The sequence below is a fragment of the Siminovitchia thermophila genome, assembly GCF_016909185.1.
Classification (GTDB): domain Bacteria; phylum Bacillota; class Bacilli; order Bacillales; family Bacillaceae_C; genus Siminovitchia; species Siminovitchia thermophila.
Genome location: NZ_JAFBFH010000012.1, coordinates 30,251 through 49,589, shown reverse-complemented (window position 1 = coordinate 49,589; position 19,339 = coordinate 30,251). Strand labels below are relative to the sequence as shown.

The following is a 19,339-nucleotide window of genomic DNA, read 5'->3' as shown; positions in this document are numbered from 1 at the left end:
ATTGATAGATTGGCTTAAAGCCAATCTACTCATGATAAAAAAATATGAATTGAATGGGAGAGAAAAGAATGTCCACAAGAGAGGAACAAATTCGCCAAATCGAAGAAAGTTGGAAAACGGATCGCTGGAGAGGGATTGAACGGCCGTATTCGGCAGCCGATGTTGTAAAGCTTCGCGGCTCGGTCGTTGTGGAACATACATTGGCGCGCATGGGAGCAGAGAGGTTGTGGAAACTCATTAATGAAGAGGACTACATCAACGCACTTGGCGCATTAACAGGAAATCAGGCGATGCAGCAGGTAAAAGCGGGTTTGAAAGCCATTTACTTAAGCGGATGGCAAGTGGCCGCAGATGCGAACTTGGCTGGCCATATGTATCCGGACCAAAGCTTATATCCCGCCAACAGCGTGCCGCAGGTTGTCAAACGCATTAATCAAACATTGCAGCGTGCCGATCAAATCCAGCAAGCGGAAGGGAAGGGAGACACATACTGGTTTGCGCCGATAGTCGCGGATATGGAGGCAGGTTTTGGCGGGCCGTTAAATGTATTCGAATTGACCAAAGCAATGATTGAAGCCGGTGCGGGAGGCGTTCACCTTGAAGACCAGCTTGCATCCGAAAAGAAATGCGGCCATCTTGGAGGAAAAGTGCTTCAGCCCACCCAAACAGCCATCAAGCATTTGATTGCCGCAAGACTTGCTGCAGATATCATGGATATCCCTACTGTCATAGTTGCACGCACAGACGCCAATGCAGCGAACTTGCTGACAAGTGATGTTGATCCTTACGATCATCCATTTTTAACAGGAGAAAGGAGTCCAGAAGGGTTTTACTATACGAAACCGGGGCTGGATCAGGCCATTTCCAGGGGACTTGCGTATGCTCCATACGCCGATCTTATTTGGTGTGAAACGGCCGAACCTGATATGGATGAAGCAAGACGATTTGCCGAAGCGATCCATGAAAAGTATCCCGGAAAACTTCTCGCGTACAACTGCTCACCATCATTTAACTGGAAGAGCAAGCTAACGGATAAGGAAATTGCCAGCTTCCAGCAAGAGTTGGGTAAAATGGGTTACAAATTCCAATTTGTTACGCTGGCCGGGTTTCACTCTCTTAACCACAGCATGTTTGAGCTTGCCAAAGGATATAAAGAAACAGGAATGGCTGCATACTCCAAACTGCAACAGGCCGAATTTGCTTCCGAATCTGACGGATATACGGCAACTCGCCATCAGCGTGAAGTCGGAACAGGTTATTTCGATGAAGTATCTCTCGTCATTTCGGGCGGAAAGTCTTCCACAACAGCGTTGGCTGGATCGACAGAAGCCGCGCAATTTTAGTAAAGAAAATGCATATGCCTTGGCAAGGATTGTTCCTGCCGGGGCATATTGTTTATTGTAATCGATAAAATAATATGTTATAAAAAGGGTACGACATAAGTAAAATAAAAAGGACCGCAAGTGTTGCCGACACTTGCGGCCTCGTACAATAGCCGCCCTTTCAAGAGCGGCCGGCTCAGATTGTCTACATGAAATAGACCGATCCCCTAAACTTGTCGAGGGCTCAAGGGAGGTCTATTTCTTTTTGTCTTCGGACAGTATCGCGATCAAAGCGCCGAAAGCAATCATAAGTGACAGCGCTTCAAATACCGTCAATGGCATCACCCCCTTTCACCGGGAGTGAGCCAGACCACCCTTGAGAGAGCCTTCTTCTATTGTACAATCAAAGTATATCATAGCTTCTGCTCATGAAGAATCATTTTTGTGAATATTTCGTTTTTGAAAAATCCGGCTGAACAATAAACAGCATGTAGACAGGAGTTCTTCGGATAAATTGTAAAAAGAGGCGGTGCTTCCGAAGCAGTTATTTCAGCCTGTTTTACAGGGAATAAATCCAATCTTGCCGTAAATGCAATCGTAACGTACAGAATCATCCCCAACATTTTTTTAAGAAGCCCCAAATAAGGACACACACCCATTAGGGTATACTTGGCATTGCCTGCTACATGTGTCCTTAGAGGGATTATGGATGTTTTGAAAAGGGTTATCTAGAAAATTGCGGATGGGCAACTGAAAAAAAGCATTTGGCACATGAACCATCACGTTAAAAAAGCGTCCATTCTTTCTGGCCTTTCATTCACAATTATTTTCACATGTCAAAAACAATTCTCAAAGCAACAATAAATAGGAAAGCCCAAACTGTTTCAATCAACTCATTGTTGGAAATTGACTGTTTAGCTTTCTTGAGGATCTTCTTGATAAAAGTAGTTAGGGGTTAAAATTTCGTTGTTATAAGGTTTATGAAAAATATGAGTTGTTGCTGGAGATATTGGTGGAATAAGCCATGTCCAATCCCCGGTGACCGGGCGTCCGCTTTTTATTTCGTTTTCTTCAAATTGTTTCAATTGCTTGGCTGCCGTATGATGGTCGACAATCGTGACACCCGCTTTTTCATAAGAATGCAACACCGCGATATTTAATTCAATTAAAGCTTTGTCCATCCATAATGATCGGTTGGACTGAATATCCAAGCCCATGATTTCCGCCACTTTTGGCAGTAAATGATAACGGTCTTCATCCGCCAAGTTTCTTGCTCCAATTTCGGTCCCCATATACCAACCATTAAACGGAGCCAGCGGATAATCAATTCCGCCTATCTCTAAACGCATATCTGAAATAATGGGAACAGCGTACCACCTTATATCCAGCTTGCTAAAACCAGTAAGCTCCGGGTGAGTTATAGGAACTTCTTTCACCATTTCCTTGGGAATCTCATATAGCTTTGGTTCTTCCCCATATTCTTGAACGACAAGCGGAAGAATATCGAAGGGGGTTTTGTTTCCTCGCCACCCCATTTTTACGCACATGTTGGTCAATTTGATAGACGTTGAATCTCCAATTACTTGATCGCCTTCTTTGTATCCGGCATAACGTATTAATTGATGGTTCCAAACTCTGATTGGATTTTTTCCGTTTTTTCGGGGCGCAAAGATCGTGATAGTAGGCCTGATTTTCCCATTATTTGTAGCATATTCAATATGTTTTATTAATGTTTTATAGGCGTCGTCTGCTGTTTGTACATGCCGCGCATCAAAAACATGCAGCCTATTCCAGAGCAATCGCCCTATACAGCGATTACTATTTCGCCACGCCATTTTGGCTCCGTGTTCTAATTCAAAAGTCTTGTGAACATAAGTTCCGGTAGCGTTTATTTCATTTTTTATTTCCTCAATTCGTTTCAATTGCTTTTCTTTAGAAATCCCAAGTTCACTGTAACAATTATTTATAAAGTGGGCTGCTTCCATGAGTAATTGATGTGTTTTCACATGCTGAATCATTCATATCAACTCCATACATCTAGTTAGTTTATCACTAATACATGATTGCAGTACTTAAATAACATGCATATTTAGTGAACTTTTTATTCGATAGATATGACTGGGAAGATCCTTTTTTACATAAATAAAGTGCAAAGTTATGTATTATTACGATTCATAATGGGGCGTCAGTTCAAGGCCTTAAAAATCGTTCACTTGCTTTTTATGTGATTTATACATGTTTTTAATGAGCACACGACGATCACGCACGGTTAAAAGAAAAGGTTTAAGAACTTCAGAACGGTAATGTGTGTGTTCATAAAGGTGAATTTCATGAGAATTGATGTTAAGATGGATTATCTATTGCAATTGTTTAATTACCAGAAGCGTTAGAACCGAAGCATCCTCAACAGTGATAGGCGCCTGATATATGAACTACTCAGTGTGGCTAAAGTGGGACGTCTTATAAAGCTTCAAAAAAATCGTTCTTTGAATGGTTTGGTGGGAAGTAAGAGAAAGAAAGCTCTTGCTTTTACAGGCTGTCGGAAAACCCCCGACAAGAAAGCTCTTGCTTTTATTTTTTTATGCTGATAGAATTTAACCAATCGAAAGTGTAAAATCACTGGTAGACATTTGGTCGTTTTTCTAACGCATAAATGTTTATAATAAACACTTTCGAGTAAAGGGAGAAACCAGTGATCATAAAAATTCGAATAAGTTTTCCTTCGGGGCAGGGTGAAAATCCCTACCGGCGGTGATGAGATGATCTCTCTTAGCCCGTGACCCGTCTTGTGTCAAGACGGTGGATTTGGTGAAATTCCAAAGCCGACAGTGATAGTCTGGATGGGAGAAGGAAACTGGCGTTAGGACAAAACATGCTTGTAAGCATGCTTATTTTTCTATGGAAAAGCTTTGTCCAAACGTTAACTTTGCTGTTCTTTTAAGCCCCGAAACAAATCGTTTCGGGGCTTTTCCGTCGAGATCATGGTCATTTTGAAAGGAGGAGCCATGCCTGATAAAGAATTTTATATGAAATTGGCATTGCAGCTTGCCGAGTCTGTTATCGGACAAACAAGCCCGAACCCGCCCGTTGGTTGTGTCGTTGTAAAAGACGGCCGGATCATCGGTATGGGAGCGCATATGAAAGCCGGAGAGCCGCATGCAGAAGTAAATGCGCTTATGCAGGCGGGAGACAAGGCTGAAGGAGCCGATCTGTATGTTACGCTTGAACCTTGTTCACATACGGGGAAAACGCCGCCATGCGCAAACCTGATCATTCGCAAAAAGATTAGAAATGTCTATATCGCGAGTGTTGATCCGAACCCGCTTGTTGGGGGAAAAGGCGCAGACAAATTGCGCGATGCCGGAATTTTTGTTGAGGCGGGAATATGTGAAGATGTTTCCCGAACTTTGTATAAACACTATTTTCATTTTATCAAAACAAAAAAGCCGTTCGTCACATTGAAAACAGCTGTTACCTTCGACGGAAAAACAGCAGCTGCGAGCGGGAACAGCAAATGGATTACTTCAAAAGAGGCGCGGATGGATGTTCATGAATATCGCCATCGCCACGATGCGATTTTAATTGGTGTGAACACAGTCCTGGCCGATAACCCCCATCTCACCACTCGATTGCCCCAAGGTGGAATACATCCCATTCGAATTGTGTTAGATACCCTTTTAACCATACCTTTGCAAGCCAATATGCTTCATGATAGTGTCGCCCCAGTCATTGTTGTGTGCGGGAAAGGTGCTCAACAAAGCAGACAGGTTGCTCTTGAACAACTGGGTGTACAAGTAAAAAGAATGCCATCAGACATGATTCATATTGATTCACTGCTTACGTGGCTGGGAGAAGAACAAATTACTTCATTGTTTGTTGAAGGAGGAAGTACGGTCCATTCTTCTTTTATTCAGGCTCAGGCATTTCAAGAAATAATCATGTATATGGCGCCAAGGATATTATCTGATGATAAAGGCCGCCCAGTGTTTGGCGGAACGCCAAAAGAGCTGATAAAAGAAGGAACCCCCATCGCGTTCCAAGCGGTTGAAAAAGTAGGTCCCGACATTAAGATTATTGCTGTGCCAAAGGAAGGGGGAGAAGACGATATTTACCGGGATTGTTGAAGAAATTGGAACTGTTTCGAAGGTGGTACACGGTTCTACATCCTTTACGATCATGATTGCAGCCAAAACAGTGTTGCAAGATGTTCATTTAGGAGACAGTATCGCTGTCAATGGTGTATGTCTTACAGTTTCTAAGTTTGATGCCAATTCCTTTGCGGCCGACATCATGCCTGAAACGTATATGGCCACCGCCTTGAAAAAATTGCGGACTGGTTCGGTTGTCAACCTTGAACGGGCAATGAGAGCCGATGGCAGATTCGGAGGACATTTTGTGAGCGGCCACGTCGACGGCACAGGTACCATTATAGAGAAAAAGCGCAGTGAGAACGCGTTGTATGTAACGATTCAAGTACCCGATACATGTCATTCCTTTATTCATGATAAAGGTTCGATTGCCATTGATGGAACCTCATTGACCGTGTTTGGCGTGAAGGGAAACAACATTACTATTTCCCTCATTCCGCATACACAAACAGCAACCATTCTGGCCGAAAAAGCGGTTGGAGATCCAGTAAATATAGAATGTGACATGCTTGCAAAATATGTCTTTCATATGCTCAACAAAACAGGCCAATCAAACAGGGGTGTCACAATGGAAACCCTTGTCAACAATGGTTTTTTATAAATTCCGTATTTCAAGGGGAAAGTCGCTAGTAATCTGGACAAGTGACTAGTTATGTAAGTCAAGCCGCTACTATTTCAGAAAGTTGCTGGTAATTAGAGCCAAGCCGTTACTATTTCGTAAAAGTTGAAAGTAAATGAGTCAAGCCGCTACTATTTCAGAAAGTTGCTAGTAATTAGAGTCAAGCCGCTACTATTTCGTAAAAGTCGAAAGTAAAAGAAGTCAAGTAGCTAGTATTCCAAAAAGGTCGCAAGGATTTTAAAAAAGTTGCTAGTATTCCGATTTGTAGCATGTGTGCATGTAAGGTGCCGTAAGACTCCCCTTTCAAAATCTTGAGTGAATACAAAAGGTCTAAGTGGGAGCAAACGGCACCTAAATGCCCGATTGGTTCAACTAACATTCAGTAGGAGCCCTACTGAATGAAGTTTCACTTTATTTGATCAGTTCTGAATGGAGAAAGTATGGAGGTGAAAATATGTTTGCTGATATTGAAACTGCATTGGAAGAATTGAAAAAAGGAAAAATGATTATCGTTGTTGATGATGAGGATCGGGAAAATGAAGGGGATTTTGTTGCTCTCGCCGAAAAAGCGACCCCGGAAGTGATTAATTTTATGGCGAAACAGGGGCGAGGTCTTATCTGTACACCGATTACAAAAGAGTTGGCGGTCGATTTGAATTTGCCGAAAATGGTGCTTGAACATACAGATCCGCTCGGAACGGCCTTTACTGTCAGCATAGATCATATTTCCACCCATACAGGTATCAGCGCATTTGAGCGCTCTACAACGATATTAAAAATGCTTGAAGACGGCGCAAGACCTGCTGATTTTAACAGACCGGGCCACGTATTTCCCCTCGTAGCTGTGGACGGGGGAGTATTAAAGCGGCCGGGACATACGGAAGCTGCGGTGGATCTTGCTGTATTATGTGGTGCAAAGCCGGCGGGCGTTATTTGTGAAATTATGAATGACGATGGAACGATGGCACGTCTTACAGATCTTGAAAAGTTGGCCGGCCAATTTGGCTTGGTCATGATTACAATAAAAGATTTAATCATGTACAGGCTTTTTTCAGAATCGGAGATGAGCCGGGAAGCGGAGACGAAACTCCCTACGAAGTACGGAGATTTTAAGATGATCGGTTATGTAGATAAAACGGACGGGAAAGAACATGTGGCACTTGTAAAAGGGGATGTTTCTTCCGATTGGCCTATTATTGTCCGCTTGCATTCTGAATGTTTAACAGGGGATGTGTTCGGTTCATGCCGCTGCGACTGCGGCCCTCAACTAGAGGCTGCCCTAGAACGGATTTCTGAAGAGGAAAACGGTGTACTGCTTTATTTGCGCCAAGAAGGAAGAGGGATCGGGCTTGTCAATAAATTAAAAGCCTACCAATTGCAGGATGAAGGGTATGATACGGTACAGGCGAATGAAAAGCTCGGTTTCCCCGCCGACATGCGTGACTTTTCCATAGGAGCGCATATTTTAAAGGATCTTGGCGTCAAGCAGGTGCGGTTATTAACGAATAATCCAAGAAAGATATCGAGCTTGCGAGGATTGGGTTTGGACATTGTTGAGAGAATACCGATACAGTTGCCAACGAAAAGAGAGAACGAAAGATATTTAAAAACAAAAGCTGAGAAATTGGGTCATATGTTGCTATTCTAAGAAAAGGGAGAGGCTTAAATGAGTAAAGTTTTTGAAGGAAATCTTGTTGGGACAGGTTTGAAGATAGGCATTGTGACAGGCAGGTTCAACGAATTTATTACGGGAAAACTTCTTTCCGGTGCATTGGACGCGCTCAAACGGCACGGGGTTTCCGAAGGCGATGTTTCCATTGCTTGGGTCCCCGGTGCATTTGAAATTCCCTTAACGGCCAAAAAAATGGCCAAGACAAATGATTATGATGCCATTATTACGCTTGGCACAGTAATTCGCGGGGCGACACCCCATTTTGATTATGTAAGTGCAGAAGCGGCAAAAGGAGTTGCTAACGCCGCAATGGAATCTGGTACACCTGTTATTTTTGGGGTATTGACGACTGACACGATTGAACAGGCTATAGAGCGTGCCGGGACAAAAGCGGGAAACAAAGGATGGGAAGCGGCTGTCAGCGCTATTGAAATGGCTAATCTCTACAGCTCGATGGACATGTAGAATTTGAAAAAAGGCAGTGCCGCGCGGCACCGCCTTTTTTTAGATGAGAAGATTTGTCAGCTCCAAAATTACGGACAAGGAGCTTGACAGTGATCTCATTCATCTTTCTCTTCCATGGCTGACTTTAACGCATCCGCCAAACTGTTCCCAAACGATTCGTCATTTGAATATTTTTTTAAAAGCTGCCGCTCCTCTCTTTTTGACACGGCTTTTTTCTGTTTTTCCAGCTTTTCTACAATATTACAGCGGCGGCATTGAAAATAGGCACCCGCCTTCCCCTGGTGGATTTCCATTTTTTTGCGGCATTGCGGACAGCGGCGATTTGACAGTTTTGGGTCTTTCCGTTTTCGAAAGCCGCACGAGATGTCCGAGCAAACGAGCATCCGGCCGTCTTTTCTTTTCACTTCTTTCATAAGAGAGCCGCATTCCGGACATTTTGTCCCTGTCAAGTTATGTGCTTTATATTTTTTTTCGCTTTGTTTTATTTCTGTTACGATTCGTTTCGTTTGGTTTCTTATTTTTTGTAAAAATTCGCCTGGATTGCCTTTTCCGCGTGCAATGGCCTCAAGCTCGGCCTCCCACTTAGACGTCAATTCGGGTGATTTCAATTCGTCATTCACCAAATCAATCAGCTGTTTGCCCTTTGGAGTTGGATACAACCGGTTATTTTGGCGGTCAATGACTTCGGAACTTAAAAGCTTTTCGATAATGTCGGCTCTTGTTGCCGGTGTCCCCAAACCGTATTTCTCCATTCGGGCAAGTAAGTCCGATTCGTTAAACCGGGGAGGTGCTTCTGTCATATTTTCCTTCAACATGGCGTCGCGTACAGAGATTTTCTTACCAGGTTTGAGGACTGCCAAACTGTTGGAAGCTTCCGTAGGTTCATTGCCTTGCAAAATCACTTTAAAGCCGGGATCAACCGCAATGGTTTCTTGGACTGTAAAGAATTCCCCTTCAATATCAAATACTGCCCGCACCGATTCGAATCGGCAGATTGGATAAAAAAGAGTCAAAAATCTTGTGGCAATTAGTCCGTACAACTTTTTCTCATCCACAGAAAGATCATTCATGGAAGGTCTTTCTTCTGTCGGTATGATAGCGTGATGGTCGGTTACTTTTTCGTTATTAAAAACCCGTTTCGCCAATACGCTCCCACTATGTTTCCTTGCATGACGCACTTCTTCTTTATAAACGGATGAAAGAGCGGAGAGCCTTTCTGACATAGTACCGGCCAAATCCGTCGTTAGATAACGAGAATCAGTTCGTGGATACGTTACGAGTTTATGCTGCTCATAAAGGCTTTGCAAGACGTTGGACGTTTTTTTGGCGGAAAATCCATACCGTCTGTTGGCATCCCTTTGCAATTCTGTCAAATCATAGGGAAGGGGCTGCGGCTCTGTTTTTTCTTTTCGTTCGATCGTTTTCACGAGAGCCTGCTTGCCTTTTATTTTCTCGAAAATTTGTTTGGCCTGTTGTTCTGAAAAAATGTTTTTGTTGCCATTTGTTTCCCATATTGCTGTTAAGGTCCCGACATGGGCGTGAATGGTCCAATATGGTTTGGGAATAAAAGATTGGATCTCTTTTTCGCGGTCTAAGATCATGGCCAATGTTGGTGTTTGTACCCGACCGGCGGATAACGGATCTTCATATTTTGTCGTCAAGGCCCGGGTTGCGTTTAAGCCGATGAGCCAATCGGCTTCGGCACGACAAACCGCTGATTTGTATAGTGAATCATATTGTTTTGCGGGCTTCAACCGGCGAAAGCCTTCTTTGACCGCCCGGTCTGTATAGGACGATATCCATAATCTTTTAATTGGTTTATTCCACCGGATTCTTTCGATAATCCAGCGGGCGACAAGTTCACCTTCGCGTCCGGCATCCGTGGCGATAATCAGTTCTTTCATGTCTTTTCTTTTCGCGAGCCTCTCAATGCCTTTAAACTGGGCTGTTGTTTGTCTGATGACTTTTAAGCCCATTTTCTCTGGGATAATGGGCAAGTCTTCCATGCGCCAAGTTTTATATTTTGTATCATAGTCTTCAGGCATCTTCAATTCCACTAAATGTCCTAGTGCCCAAGTAATGACAAACTTTTCTCCTTCTATATAATGCTTTTGTTTTGTTTTACAGCCCAGAATACGCGCCAAATCGCGTGCTACGCTGGGCTTTTCCGCTAGTATGAGTGATTTCATTATGGTGCTCCCTTCGAACTTAAGGTTCATATCTTAGTATAACGATCAATAGACGAAAGATAAAATAGTTGATGGTATATAAATGAAGCGCCCAATCCAAAAGCTAAGCTTTTGAATAGCTTATGGTGTAGGGGGTTTTCCCTTATTCCCGAATCAGGAGGTGAAGATCATGGGCTTCTGGGGATGCGGTTATGGCTTTGGAGGCTATGGCTTTGGCTACGGCGGAGGCTTCGCGTTGATCGTCGTATTATTTATCTTGTTGATTATTGTCGGCGCTGCTTGGGGTTACTAAAATATAAGTGGAGACGGTTTACCGCACTGTCTTCATAAAATAATTTGCCGGAAAAAGACTGCCTCACTTCCCAGCAGGTATGGGGCAGTCTGCACTTTTGCCAAGTTTAGTCAAACCCTTCTTGTTTATCATATGCATTGAGAATAATAGTAAAAGTAGTCCAATCATCGTTTGACCGGCAAAATAATTTTCCGTTATGTTTTTCGATAATTTCTTTGGATACATAAAGCCCAAGGCCAGTTCCTGTTTTCTTAGTCGTCACAAACGGCTCAAAAATGCTTTTAATCAGGTGATCCGGTATTTTAGGCCCTGTATTGGATGTTTCCAGAACAATTTTCCCGTCTTTTCTGTACCCTTTTATATGGATCACTGCTTCGGAGCTCTCTGCCGCCATCACCTCAATGGCATTGAAAATAATATTGATGATGACTTGGCGAATTTCTTCTTGAACCCCTTTTACAAATAGATTTTGTTCCAGTTCTTGCTTTAAGGAAACATTTAGTTCGAGCAGCCTGGGATAAACAAATGCAGAAATTTGATCCATTAAATCGTTTAAGGAAAAGACCACTTTTTCTTGATCAACCACTTGCTTTTTGGAAAGCATAAGAAATTGTGTAATTCTGAACTTTAGTTGGTCCAACTCCGCCGAAATAATGTCCATATACGGGAGATCCGGGTATTCGGCACGCAATAGTTGAACGAATCCTTGAACAGTTGTAAGCGGATTCCTGAATTCATGAACAAAACTGGATGTCATCTGGCCGAGTAACGTCAGGCGATCTTCGTGACTTGAATTAATATGGCGATTTTTCTCTTCATTCATTTGATTTTTTATGGCACAGTAGTGGGAAATCAAATGAAATGTGAATCGATCAATGATATTTAATAATTGTGAAAAGATATGTTCCAACTTTTTTAGATGGGCAGGATAATTGTATAGCTCATCCACGAGCATGTTTCTTGCCATATTGACATTATATACGAGTGTTTCAATCCCTAAATTATCCTTAATTTTAATCTTGGCCAATTTATAAGCGTTGGCTTGCAAATAATTTTCCAGTTCAGCTTTGGATAGTGACAGACCATGCAAAGCTACCTTTAAAATAAATCGCCCTACGCTATTTGTGCTTAATTGTCCTGATCCGGTCTGATCGGGCGGATGCATTGCTTTTTTATCCCATCTTTCGAGGATTGTCGTCTTTTTCTCTTGGAGATAAGATATCACATCATCCTTTAGCTGATCCATAGCCTCACTCACCTCTCTACTATTATAACAACTAGAAAATAAAAAGCTCTATCAAAAAAATAATACTTTATAAGACTATTATTCGTTATTCGGCAAAATATTCATTCTTCATACAAAATGTTGCAAGTTTTTTCTTTATAAAGAACAGGATTCCATGTCCATTGTATCATTTTATAAAGCAGGGATATATGCCTATATATTAATTTTCCCAAGTCATTTATAATAATGGTATCAACGTTTCCCAGCCAATTTGCTTAATTTTTATGCAAGTAAAATCATGATGGTGTCGAATGCTCGGATCAGCCACAGTATAAAATTGGACAAGGCACAATCTTGTCACGCGGGGTGAAACCGGTCATGAAAAATGAACATGAACCTAACAGACGGCAGCATCCAGCCATTCGAAAATGTATGAAGCATTTGGATATCATCGGAGCTAATGATAAGACAAGGCAAATTGTGTATATGTATATGAAGTCAATGGATGAAGAAATTGAAAGGTTGAAGAAACAAAACCTTCAAGTTGACCAACTTATAAATTCTGTAGACAATCGGTGATCCGATTGTTTTTTTATTGTTACATAATATAAAGTCAAACCGCTTTTATGCCGACGATGTGTAATTCACCCCAGCTTCATTAAACAGGAAGATTGGTGTGCATGTGAAGTAACAAGGCTGCTTGCCTGGCGATGGCCGGCGAAGCGACAGAAATTGAAAAGTGCGATAGCGGAAATTGCTGCGAGCTTGGAGTAGTTTCCGAAAAACATATCCAAAGCCGACAATGCTCAGGTGGTTGAAAAGACCGGCTTGCAATGAGTTTTGTCCTTCTTGCGCGTAGACTTGCGCCTTGAGCGTATCTAATGGAATAAATTGGGTACGCCTCTTTTACTTGTTGTATTTTCCTAAATATTGCTGATTAGCCAACAAAAAAGGAATGGCTTTTCAAATAAAAAAACTTTATATTAGAAGATGGGTTACTGTAGCATGGGTGTGGAAGAAAGAAGGGATAAAAGAATGCAACTTTTTCACAAACTATGGGCTGCAGTTAAAAAACTATGGAAAAAAGCCCATTTAAACCAAATTATATTATTGCTCGTATCATTATTCATATTGATAGGATTATCTTATTTTGCGTATTTGGCCAACACGGCGAATGTCGAGTCTTTAAAGCAAGGGTTGGCTCAAGCTACCGTGATTTATGACAAAGATAGCGATGAGGCCAGCAAAATATCCGCCAATCGGACAGAAGGCGTATCAATCGGTAAAGTGCCCGATCATTTGAAAGACGCGATAGTCGCCATTGAGGACCACCGCTTCTATGATCATAGAGGGTTTGATGTCCGGGGAATTATGCGCGCCTTTTTCCAAAATTTATTGTCCGGCCGAATCCGGGCGGGAGGAAGTACGTTAACACAGCAGTTGACGAAAAACGCTCTCTTGTCACCTGAAAGAACCTATAAAAGAAAATTGGAAGAAGTATTTCTGGCGATTGAAATCGAAAAGAAATATACGAAAGATGAAATATTGGAAATGTATTTGAATCAAGTGTATTTTGGCAGCGGTGCCTGGGGTGTGCAAAACGCATCGAAAAAATATTTTGGAAAAGATGTGGATGACATCACCTTAAGTGAAGCGGCCATGCTGGCTGGCATTGTAAACAGACCAACCGCCCTTGATCCCTATAAAAACTTTGATGGGGCGATAGAACGAAGAAATCTAGTATTAAAACAAATGCTCGAATTTGAAATGATTTCTAAGTCAGATTATCAAAAAGCCCGTAAAGAAAAGATTGTGTTGGATGATAAGGGAGGAGATCCATTGAAAGGAAAGTATCCATATTATGTGGATGCTGTTCTCAATGAAGCGATCAACAAATATGGATTGACCCAAGACGAGATTTTGACGAGGGGATATAAAATCTATACGCAAATGGATCAAAACCTCCAAGCCAGCTTGGAAAAGGTGTATGCCAATCATGCCATCTTCCCGTCGAGTTCCGATGGAACATTGGCTCAGAGCGGGTCCATCCTTCTTGACCCGAATTCAGGCGGTATCCGGGCGCTTGTCGGGGGGCGCGGCAAGCATACGTTCAGGGCTTATAATCGTGCTACTCAACTAAAGGCGCAGCCTGGATCTGTCATGAAGCCGCTGGCCGTATATACGCCGGCGCTTGAAGAAGGGTATACGGCCGAATCAATGTTGAAAGATGAAGAGGGTATGTCATTTAACGGATACACACCGAAAAACTTTAACGGCCAATATGCAGGTGAAGTTCCCCTCTATACAGCCGTTGAGCAATCATTAAATGTTCCGGCGGTTTGGCTTTTAAATGAAATTGGCCTGGAAAAAGGGGTAGAAGCAGCCCGAAAGTTTGGCTTGACGATCAAAGAAGAGGATAAAAACTTAAGTCTCGCGTTGGGGGGAACGACTACGGGATATTCACCGCGCCAAATGGCTGAAGCATATTCTGTATTTGCCAATGACGGAAAAAGGATGGAAAGCCACATCATTACAAAAATTGTCGGTCCCACCGGCAATGTTGAAGCTGAATTCAAACCAAAAACAACCCGTGTGACAAGCAGAAAAACGGCTAAACAAATGACGGCCATTTTACAGAATGTTGTAGAAACCGGAACGGGCAGAAATGCAAAAGTAGAAGGCTACTCGATTGCCGGAAAAACCGGATCAACCCAGCTGCCATATCCAGAAATTAGAAACGGCACAAAAGACCAGTGGTTCGTGGGGTACAGCCCTAATCTAGTTGGAGCTGTTTGGCTCGGATATGATATTACTGACAGAAACCATTATCTAAAGGGATCGAGCAGCCAAACTGTTGTTCCTATTTTCCGGGAAATGATGGCAAATGCGCTTCCCCATGTGGAACAAGAAGAATTTGATATACCTTCTGTTAATGAGCGGTTAGAAGAAGAAAAACGAAAAGAGGAACAATCCGTAAAGGAAAAGCTTGATCAGTTTGACGAAAAAATGAAGGAAGAAGCCAAAAAATGGAAGGAGCATCTGGAAAAAGGAAAAGGTCATCTGGAAAAACTTGAAGAAAAACTAAGGGATACGTACCGGCGGCTGAAAGAACAATAAACGTTTCAAGTCCAGTTTTTCTGCTTTAAACACGGAAGATGAAATTTTTGGCGTTTTATGAGAGAATACATGTTGTTAAAGAACACGAGGAGGCATGTACAAGATGGAATTCCGGATTGAGCGGGATACAATTGGTGAAATGAAAGTTCCTGCGGACAAGTATTGGGGAGCACAAACACAGAGAAGCAAGGAGAACTTTAAAATTGGCCATGAAAAAATGCCGCTGGAAGTCATTAAGGCATTTGTCCAATTGAAGAAAGCTGCTGCCATTGCGAACAATAAGCTCGGCAAGTTGTCCGATACAAAAAAAGAAGCTATCCTCAAAGCTTGTGATGAGGTATTGGAAGGAAAGTTTGACGAGCATTTTCCACTTGTTGTGTGGCAGACAGGGAGCGGCACCCAATCTAACATGAATGTTAACGAAGTGCTTGCGCGCCGTGCCAACGAGTGGTTGAGCGAGGGATCGGATGAGAAAGTCCATCCAAACGATGATATTAACATGTCACAAAGCTCGAACGACACTTTTCCAACGGCCATGCACATCGCGGCCTATCATGCCATTTATCAAGAACTGCTTCCGGCATTGGAACAATTAAAGCAGACGCTTCTTGAAAAGGAAGAAGCGTATATGGACATTATCAAAATTGGCCGTACACATTTACAGGACGCTACGCCGCTTACATTGGGACAGGAAATCAGCGGTTGGCGCGCCATGTTAGAGAAAAGTGAAAAAATGATTCGAGAAAGCGCGGAACATTTGCTTAACTTGGCGATTGGCGGAACTGCTGTCGGAACGGGAATTAATGCGGAGCCCGAATTTGGGGACAAAGTCGCGAACCAGATCAGCAAACAAACAGGATATGAATTCGTATCTTCCGACAATAAATTTCATGCCTTGACAAGCCATGATGAAATTGTTTTTGTTCACGGTGCGCTAAAAGGCCTTGCCGCCGATTTGACGAAAGTCGCCAATGACGTACGCTGGCTGGCAAGCGGTCCACGGAGCGGCATCGGAGAAATTGCTATTCCGGCGAATGAACCTGGCAGCTCCATCATGCCTGGAAAGGTAAACCCGACACAAAGTGAAGCCCTCACAATGGTGGCTGTGCAAGTGTTTGGAAATGATGCCGCGATCGGATTTGCGGCGAGCCAGGGCAACTTTGAATTGAACGTTTATAAACCGGTCATTATTTACAACTTCCTTCAATCCGTTCATTTACTGGCAGATGCCATGGTTTCGTTTGATGAAAAATGTGTACGTGGATTGGAGCCTAATATCGAGGTCATTAATGAGAATGTAAACCGTTCTCTAATGCTCGTGACAGCCCTCAACCCGTACATCGGTTACGAAAAAGCTGCTGAAATCGCGAAGTTGGCTTTTAAAGAAGGAACAACGTTGAAAGAAGCCGCCATTAAAACAGGTTATGTAACAGAACAGCAATATGACGAATGGATTGATCCAAGCAAAATGGTCAACCTTCCGAAATAATGGACAAAAAATAATTGAAACCCCCCGGGTCATTCCCAGGGGGTTTTTATCCATCCTATTATCATGTTATCGGCCGGAAAATCCACCAAGTTGCTGCTGCGCCATTGCAACCAGACGCTTGGTGATTTCACCACCAACAGATCCGTTTGCACGGGAGGTAGTGTCCGCGCCAAGATTCACGCCAAACTCTTGAGCGATTTCATACTTCATTTGATCAATCGCTTGCTCGGCTCCTTGTACTAAAATTTGGTTGGAGCTGTTATTGTTAGCCATGTTGTCATCTCCTTATTGTATGATATAAATTGGTTGGGTCAGTCGGAATTGCACCGACAAACATGCATGTTAGCTACTAAGCTCAACCCAATGTATTTCTATTTTGTTTTCATAAGAAAAAAATATACATGTAGATAAAAGGGAAATTTTCCCTGGCATCAAACATGTATGATTTCAGCGCGGCCACAAAAAGTAATCAAAAAGGTGGCTTCCAAATGTCAGTTTGTCCACTATGTAACGGAATGAGCGATGAGTCTTATCAATGCTCCTTATGTAAGGGGGAAATGAAGGATAAAGGAAAAATGTACGATTACTACGACGATTATTCTCCTTATATGGAAATTGATTGGAATAAACTCGTGGATGGCGTTCCGGATAATGCAGAGAAGCCGGAATGCGTACACTTATTGATCTGCCCTTATTGTGGTAACAAACGAGAATTGACGGTTCATCATCCATAAAAAAGGGCACGGATATCCGCGCCCTTTATGGCATACTCTCATTGTTTTCCGGCGATTCTTCGGGAGGAAAATCTGTACTCTGTTCGATGTTTACATAATCTTTTCTCATAAACACTGTTCCACCCGCAAGTCCCTCATTCACCATGCGGTCGATATCAAGAAAAGATTGATTTTTTCCTTCATATTTTGTATCGGGTAAAAATTGGCCGTTTTTTTGATCCATCACATAAACCTCCTTTTTTACAGTTTCGGCAGTCTATGTGATAAATCATTCATAGAAAAGAATGTCAGTTTTCTGCTAGCGTTGGTCATAAACATGATAAAGCATTAAATCGTGTATATACTTCTCGATATTTTGCACACTTTTGGCATCGGGGGCTTGGGTAAGCCAATCAATGCCTCCGTTTTGCTTGTAAATGCCTTCATATTTTTGTCCGTTAAAATAAAAAGAAAAATTCCAGCCGGGAATGTTTTCATTCCGATACAACGGACTGTATTGAAAATGTTGCAGCATCTGTATCGCTCCTTTTATTGTTTCGATAATACCAGTTCATTTTCCAGTGTTTTGTTAGAACGAAGCAAAAAGGCGCCAGCCAGCCGTTTCGTCAAATAATCTGTATGACCCAATTCCGGATGGGGAAAAAGGGCTGGATCGCAGTTTTCCTCCGCTTTAAGCAGCCAAATGCGCCCATCACGGTCTATTCCCAGCTCCAATTTCATTCCTGTAAGTATTCCTCCGATATTATCCTCGATCGCACTGGCAATTTCACTGGCAGCCTTTTTAAGCTTTTCCAGATTTTTATTCCTTTCCTCTTCGTCTTGAAATACGTCTTCAAAAGAAAGTTCGTTTGTTCCGTTTTGTTCATAGGCGTATTTTACTTTGATTGTATCCGCTTCCCATGTATTATTGTGATTTACAACAACATGAAAATCAACTGCTTTGTTTTCTTTTCGAATGAGCCGAATACCTTGTTGAACGAGGAATTTTTCCAATTGCTTTCTCCCGTATACCCTTCTTGAAAAGCCTTCAAGAGATTTGAATTTCAGAAGTTTATTCGTTTGATCGAATAAGCGGCAATAATATAACCGTTCTTTCGGGTGATAAAGAAGCTGGCAAGCTGCATGGCCATCATCACCTTTTAAAAAGACATGGCCATAGTCATCGAGCATGCGCCCCACGGATGAAAAAGAGATGAACGGATGCGTTTCCGGCAAGTACTGCTCTGCCCGCGAATCATTGTAAAGTTTTTCATACAGTTCAAGTTGGCTGAAAAAGCCGGGATGATACCAGGAGATCAAATAATCATTTTCAAACTTTTGTTTTAATAACACTGATTTATGACGATTTTCGCTGGACCTTTTTGGCAGACGATCCATTACGATGCTTGGAAAAGGGACCGTACTTTTTTTCCAACCCTCCTCCGTATGGAAAAACCCGTGGATACAACCGTTTTCCCAGTCAATATGCTCTTTCCCGAATAAAAACGGGACAGCTCCTAACGCTCTATGAACAGACATTGAACTTGCAATGAGGTCGGATCTTGGTCCAATTGGTGTAAGCTGTTTCGGAGTGAAGCCTGACGTGTAAATACCGATGAGCGGTCCCAAAAATAAGATTTCCCCATTTTCAAAAAGACTGATGGAGGAAATAAAATCCGGAAGTTCAAGGGCAGCGCGCAACCCTGTACTGATCCTGACCACGTTCCTTCCATCCGGATGTGTTAGAAATACCGCCTCTTCCAAAGCCGAACCAAATGCCGCATATTGATGTTTTTGTTTAAAAGTGAAATCCTTCGGGTAATACAATTCCAGCTTTGGCTCTTCAAAAAACTCAATTTTAAAATGTCTTTTCATTGCTGAAGCCTCCCTGGGAGCGTCCATATTTGCCCTTGTATGCGGTCATTCTTTATAATCAGGTCATGACCGGTTTTTGTGGGCGCTTTTCTTATCATCGTATGTGAGTGTAAATGTCTGTGTTCAAAAGAAATATGAATATTCGCCTAAACAATATCGGTCACTATCCGGTTGCGCCGGACATTGTATGCTGTGCGCCGGTAGTTGCAAGAT

At 42.5% G+C, this 19,339-nt stretch carries 18 protein-coding genes and 1 riboswitch; of the genes, 10 read left to right on the top strand and 8 right to left on the bottom strand.

Annotated features, from left to right (window positions below; genetic code table 11):
• Window positions 1-68 precede the first annotated feature (68 nt).
• Window positions 69-1,343, top strand: a complete 1,275-nt coding sequence (gene aceA, locus JOC94_RS09890; RefSeq protein ID WP_077112235.1) for an isocitrate lyase — start codon at window positions 69-71, stop codon at window positions 1,341-1,343.
• A gap of 234 nt (window positions 1,344-1,577) precedes the next feature.
• Here the strand turns inward: aceA and JOC94_RS23535 are convergent, their stop codons facing one another.
• Window positions 1,578-1,664, bottom strand: coding sequence for a putative holin-like toxin (locus tag JOC94_RS23535; protein WP_139345660.1), 87 nt, complete (start codon window positions 1,662-1,664; stop codon window positions 1,578-1,580).
• Between the two features lie 572 nt (window positions 1,665-2,236).
• The gene (locus JOC94_RS09885; protein WP_205179260.1) at window positions 2,237-3,340 is read right to left on the bottom strand and encodes a nitric oxide synthase oxygenase; all 1,104 of its coding nucleotides are present in this window, start codon (window positions 3,338-3,340) and stop codon (window positions 2,237-2,239) included.
• A gap of 696 nt (window positions 3,341-4,036) precedes the next feature.
• Window positions 4,037-4,178, top strand: a riboswitch (FMN riboswitch).
• A gap of 149 nt (window positions 4,179-4,327) precedes the next feature.
• On the opposite strand from JOC94_RS09885, the gene ribD reads away from it, so the two are divergent.
• The 4 genes from ribD to ribH all read left to right on the top strand — a co-directional run bounded on the left by ribD (window position 4,328) and on the right by ribH (window position 8,226).
• Entirely contained in the window at window positions 4,328-5,446 is a 1,119-nt protein-coding gene (ribD, locus tag JOC94_RS09880; RefSeq protein WP_205179258.1) for a bifunctional diaminohydroxyphosphoribosylaminopyrimidine deaminase/5-amino-6-(5-phosphoribosylamino)uracil reductase RibD, read from the top strand.
• Window positions 5,427-6,071 carry a riboflavin synthase gene (gene ribE, locus JOC94_RS09875; protein ID WP_205179264.1) on the top strand — a complete coding sequence of 215 codons (645 nt, stop codon included), beginning with the start codon at window positions 5,427-5,429 and terminating at the stop codon, window positions 6,069-6,071. The genes ribD and ribE overlap by 20 nt, the downstream gene beginning before the upstream one ends.
• Window positions 6,072-6,543: 472 nt before the next feature.
• A complete protein-coding gene (locus JOC94_RS09870) occupies window positions 6,544-7,737 on the top strand; it encodes a bifunctional 3,4-dihydroxy-2-butanone-4-phosphate synthase/GTP cyclohydrolase II (RefSeq protein ID WP_205179257.1) in 1,194 nt (397 codons plus the stop codon).
• 18 nt (window positions 7,738-7,755) lie between these two features.
• The gene (ribH, locus tag JOC94_RS09865) at window positions 7,756-8,226 is read left to right on the top strand and encodes a 6,7-dimethyl-8-ribityllumazine synthase (RefSeq protein WP_077112243.1); all 471 of its coding nucleotides are present in this window, start codon (window positions 7,756-7,758) and stop codon (window positions 8,224-8,226) included.
• A gap of 95 nt (window positions 8,227-8,321) precedes the next feature.
• Here ribH and JOC94_RS09860 read toward each other — a convergent pair whose 3' ends face one another.
• Window positions 8,322-10,415, bottom strand: coding sequence for a DNA topoisomerase III (locus tag JOC94_RS09860; RefSeq protein WP_205179256.1), 2,094 nt, complete (start codon window positions 10,413-10,415; stop codon window positions 8,322-8,324).
• 169 nt (window positions 10,416-10,584) lie between these two features.
• Here JOC94_RS09860 and JOC94_RS09855 point away from each other — a divergent pair, with 169 nt between their 5' ends.
• A complete protein-coding gene (locus tag JOC94_RS09855) occupies window positions 10,585-10,707 on the top strand; it encodes a YjcZ family sporulation protein (protein ID WP_077112246.1) in 123 nt (40 codons plus the stop codon).
• Between the two features lie 106 nt (window positions 10,708-10,813).
• On the opposite strand, the gene JOC94_RS09850 is transcribed toward JOC94_RS09855, so the two are convergent.
• Entirely contained in the window at window positions 10,814-11,953 is a 1,140-nt protein-coding gene (locus JOC94_RS09850) for an ATP-binding protein (RefSeq protein WP_077112248.1), read from the bottom strand.
• Between the two features lie 357 nt (window positions 11,954-12,310).
• On the opposite strand from JOC94_RS09850, the gene JOC94_RS09845 reads away from it, so the two are divergent.
• The 3 genes from JOC94_RS09845 (at window position 12,311) to fumC (ending at window position 16,538) form a co-directional block, all read left to right on the top strand.
• Window positions 12,311-12,511 (top strand): hypothetical protein, encoded by a 201-nt coding sequence (locus JOC94_RS09845; protein ID WP_205179255.1) that lies wholly within the window; start codon window positions 12,311-12,313, stop codon window positions 12,509-12,511.
• A 456-nt stretch (window positions 12,512-12,967) separates the two neighbouring features.
• Entirely contained in the window at window positions 12,968-15,049 is a 2,082-nt protein-coding gene (locus JOC94_RS09840) for a transglycosylase domain-containing protein (protein WP_205179254.1), read from the top strand.
• Window positions 15,050-15,152: 103 nt separating this feature from the next.
• Entirely contained in the window at window positions 15,153-16,538 is a 1,386-nt protein-coding gene (gene fumC / locus JOC94_RS09835) for a class II fumarate hydratase (RefSeq protein ID WP_205179253.1), read from the top strand.
• Between the two features lie 66 nt (window positions 16,539-16,604).
• Here the strand turns inward: fumC and JOC94_RS09830 are convergent, their stop codons facing one another.
• Window positions 16,605-16,811, bottom strand: coding sequence for an alpha/beta-type small acid-soluble spore protein (locus JOC94_RS09830; protein ID WP_077112254.1), 207 nt, complete (start codon window positions 16,809-16,811; stop codon window positions 16,605-16,607).
• 215 nt (window positions 16,812-17,026) lie between these two features.
• Here JOC94_RS09830 and JOC94_RS09825 point away from each other — a divergent pair, with 215 nt between their 5' ends.
• Window positions 17,027-17,272: a hypothetical protein gene (locus JOC94_RS09825; protein WP_205179252.1), complete on the top strand. Its 246-nt coding sequence runs from the start codon at window positions 17,027-17,029 to the stop codon at window positions 17,270-17,272.
• Between the two features lie 25 nt (window positions 17,273-17,297).
• Here JOC94_RS09825 and JOC94_RS09820 read toward each other — a convergent pair whose 3' ends face one another.
• The 3 genes from JOC94_RS09820 to JOC94_RS09810 form a co-directional block, all read right to left on the bottom strand.
• A complete protein-coding gene (locus tag JOC94_RS09820) occupies window positions 17,298-17,495 on the bottom strand; it encodes a hypothetical protein (RefSeq protein WP_205179250.1) in 198 nt (65 codons plus the stop codon).
• Between the two features lie 75 nt (window positions 17,496-17,570).
• Complete coding sequence (locus JOC94_RS09815) at window positions 17,571-17,786, bottom strand: YheE family protein (RefSeq protein WP_077112260.1); 216 nt, start codon at window positions 17,784-17,786, stop codon at window positions 17,571-17,573.
• A gap of 14 nt (window positions 17,787-17,800) precedes the next feature.
• A complete protein-coding gene (locus tag JOC94_RS09810) occupies window positions 17,801-19,126 on the bottom strand; it encodes a YheC/YheD family protein (RefSeq protein WP_205179248.1) in 1,326 nt (441 codons plus the stop codon).
• Window positions 19,127-19,339 lie beyond the last annotated feature (213 nt).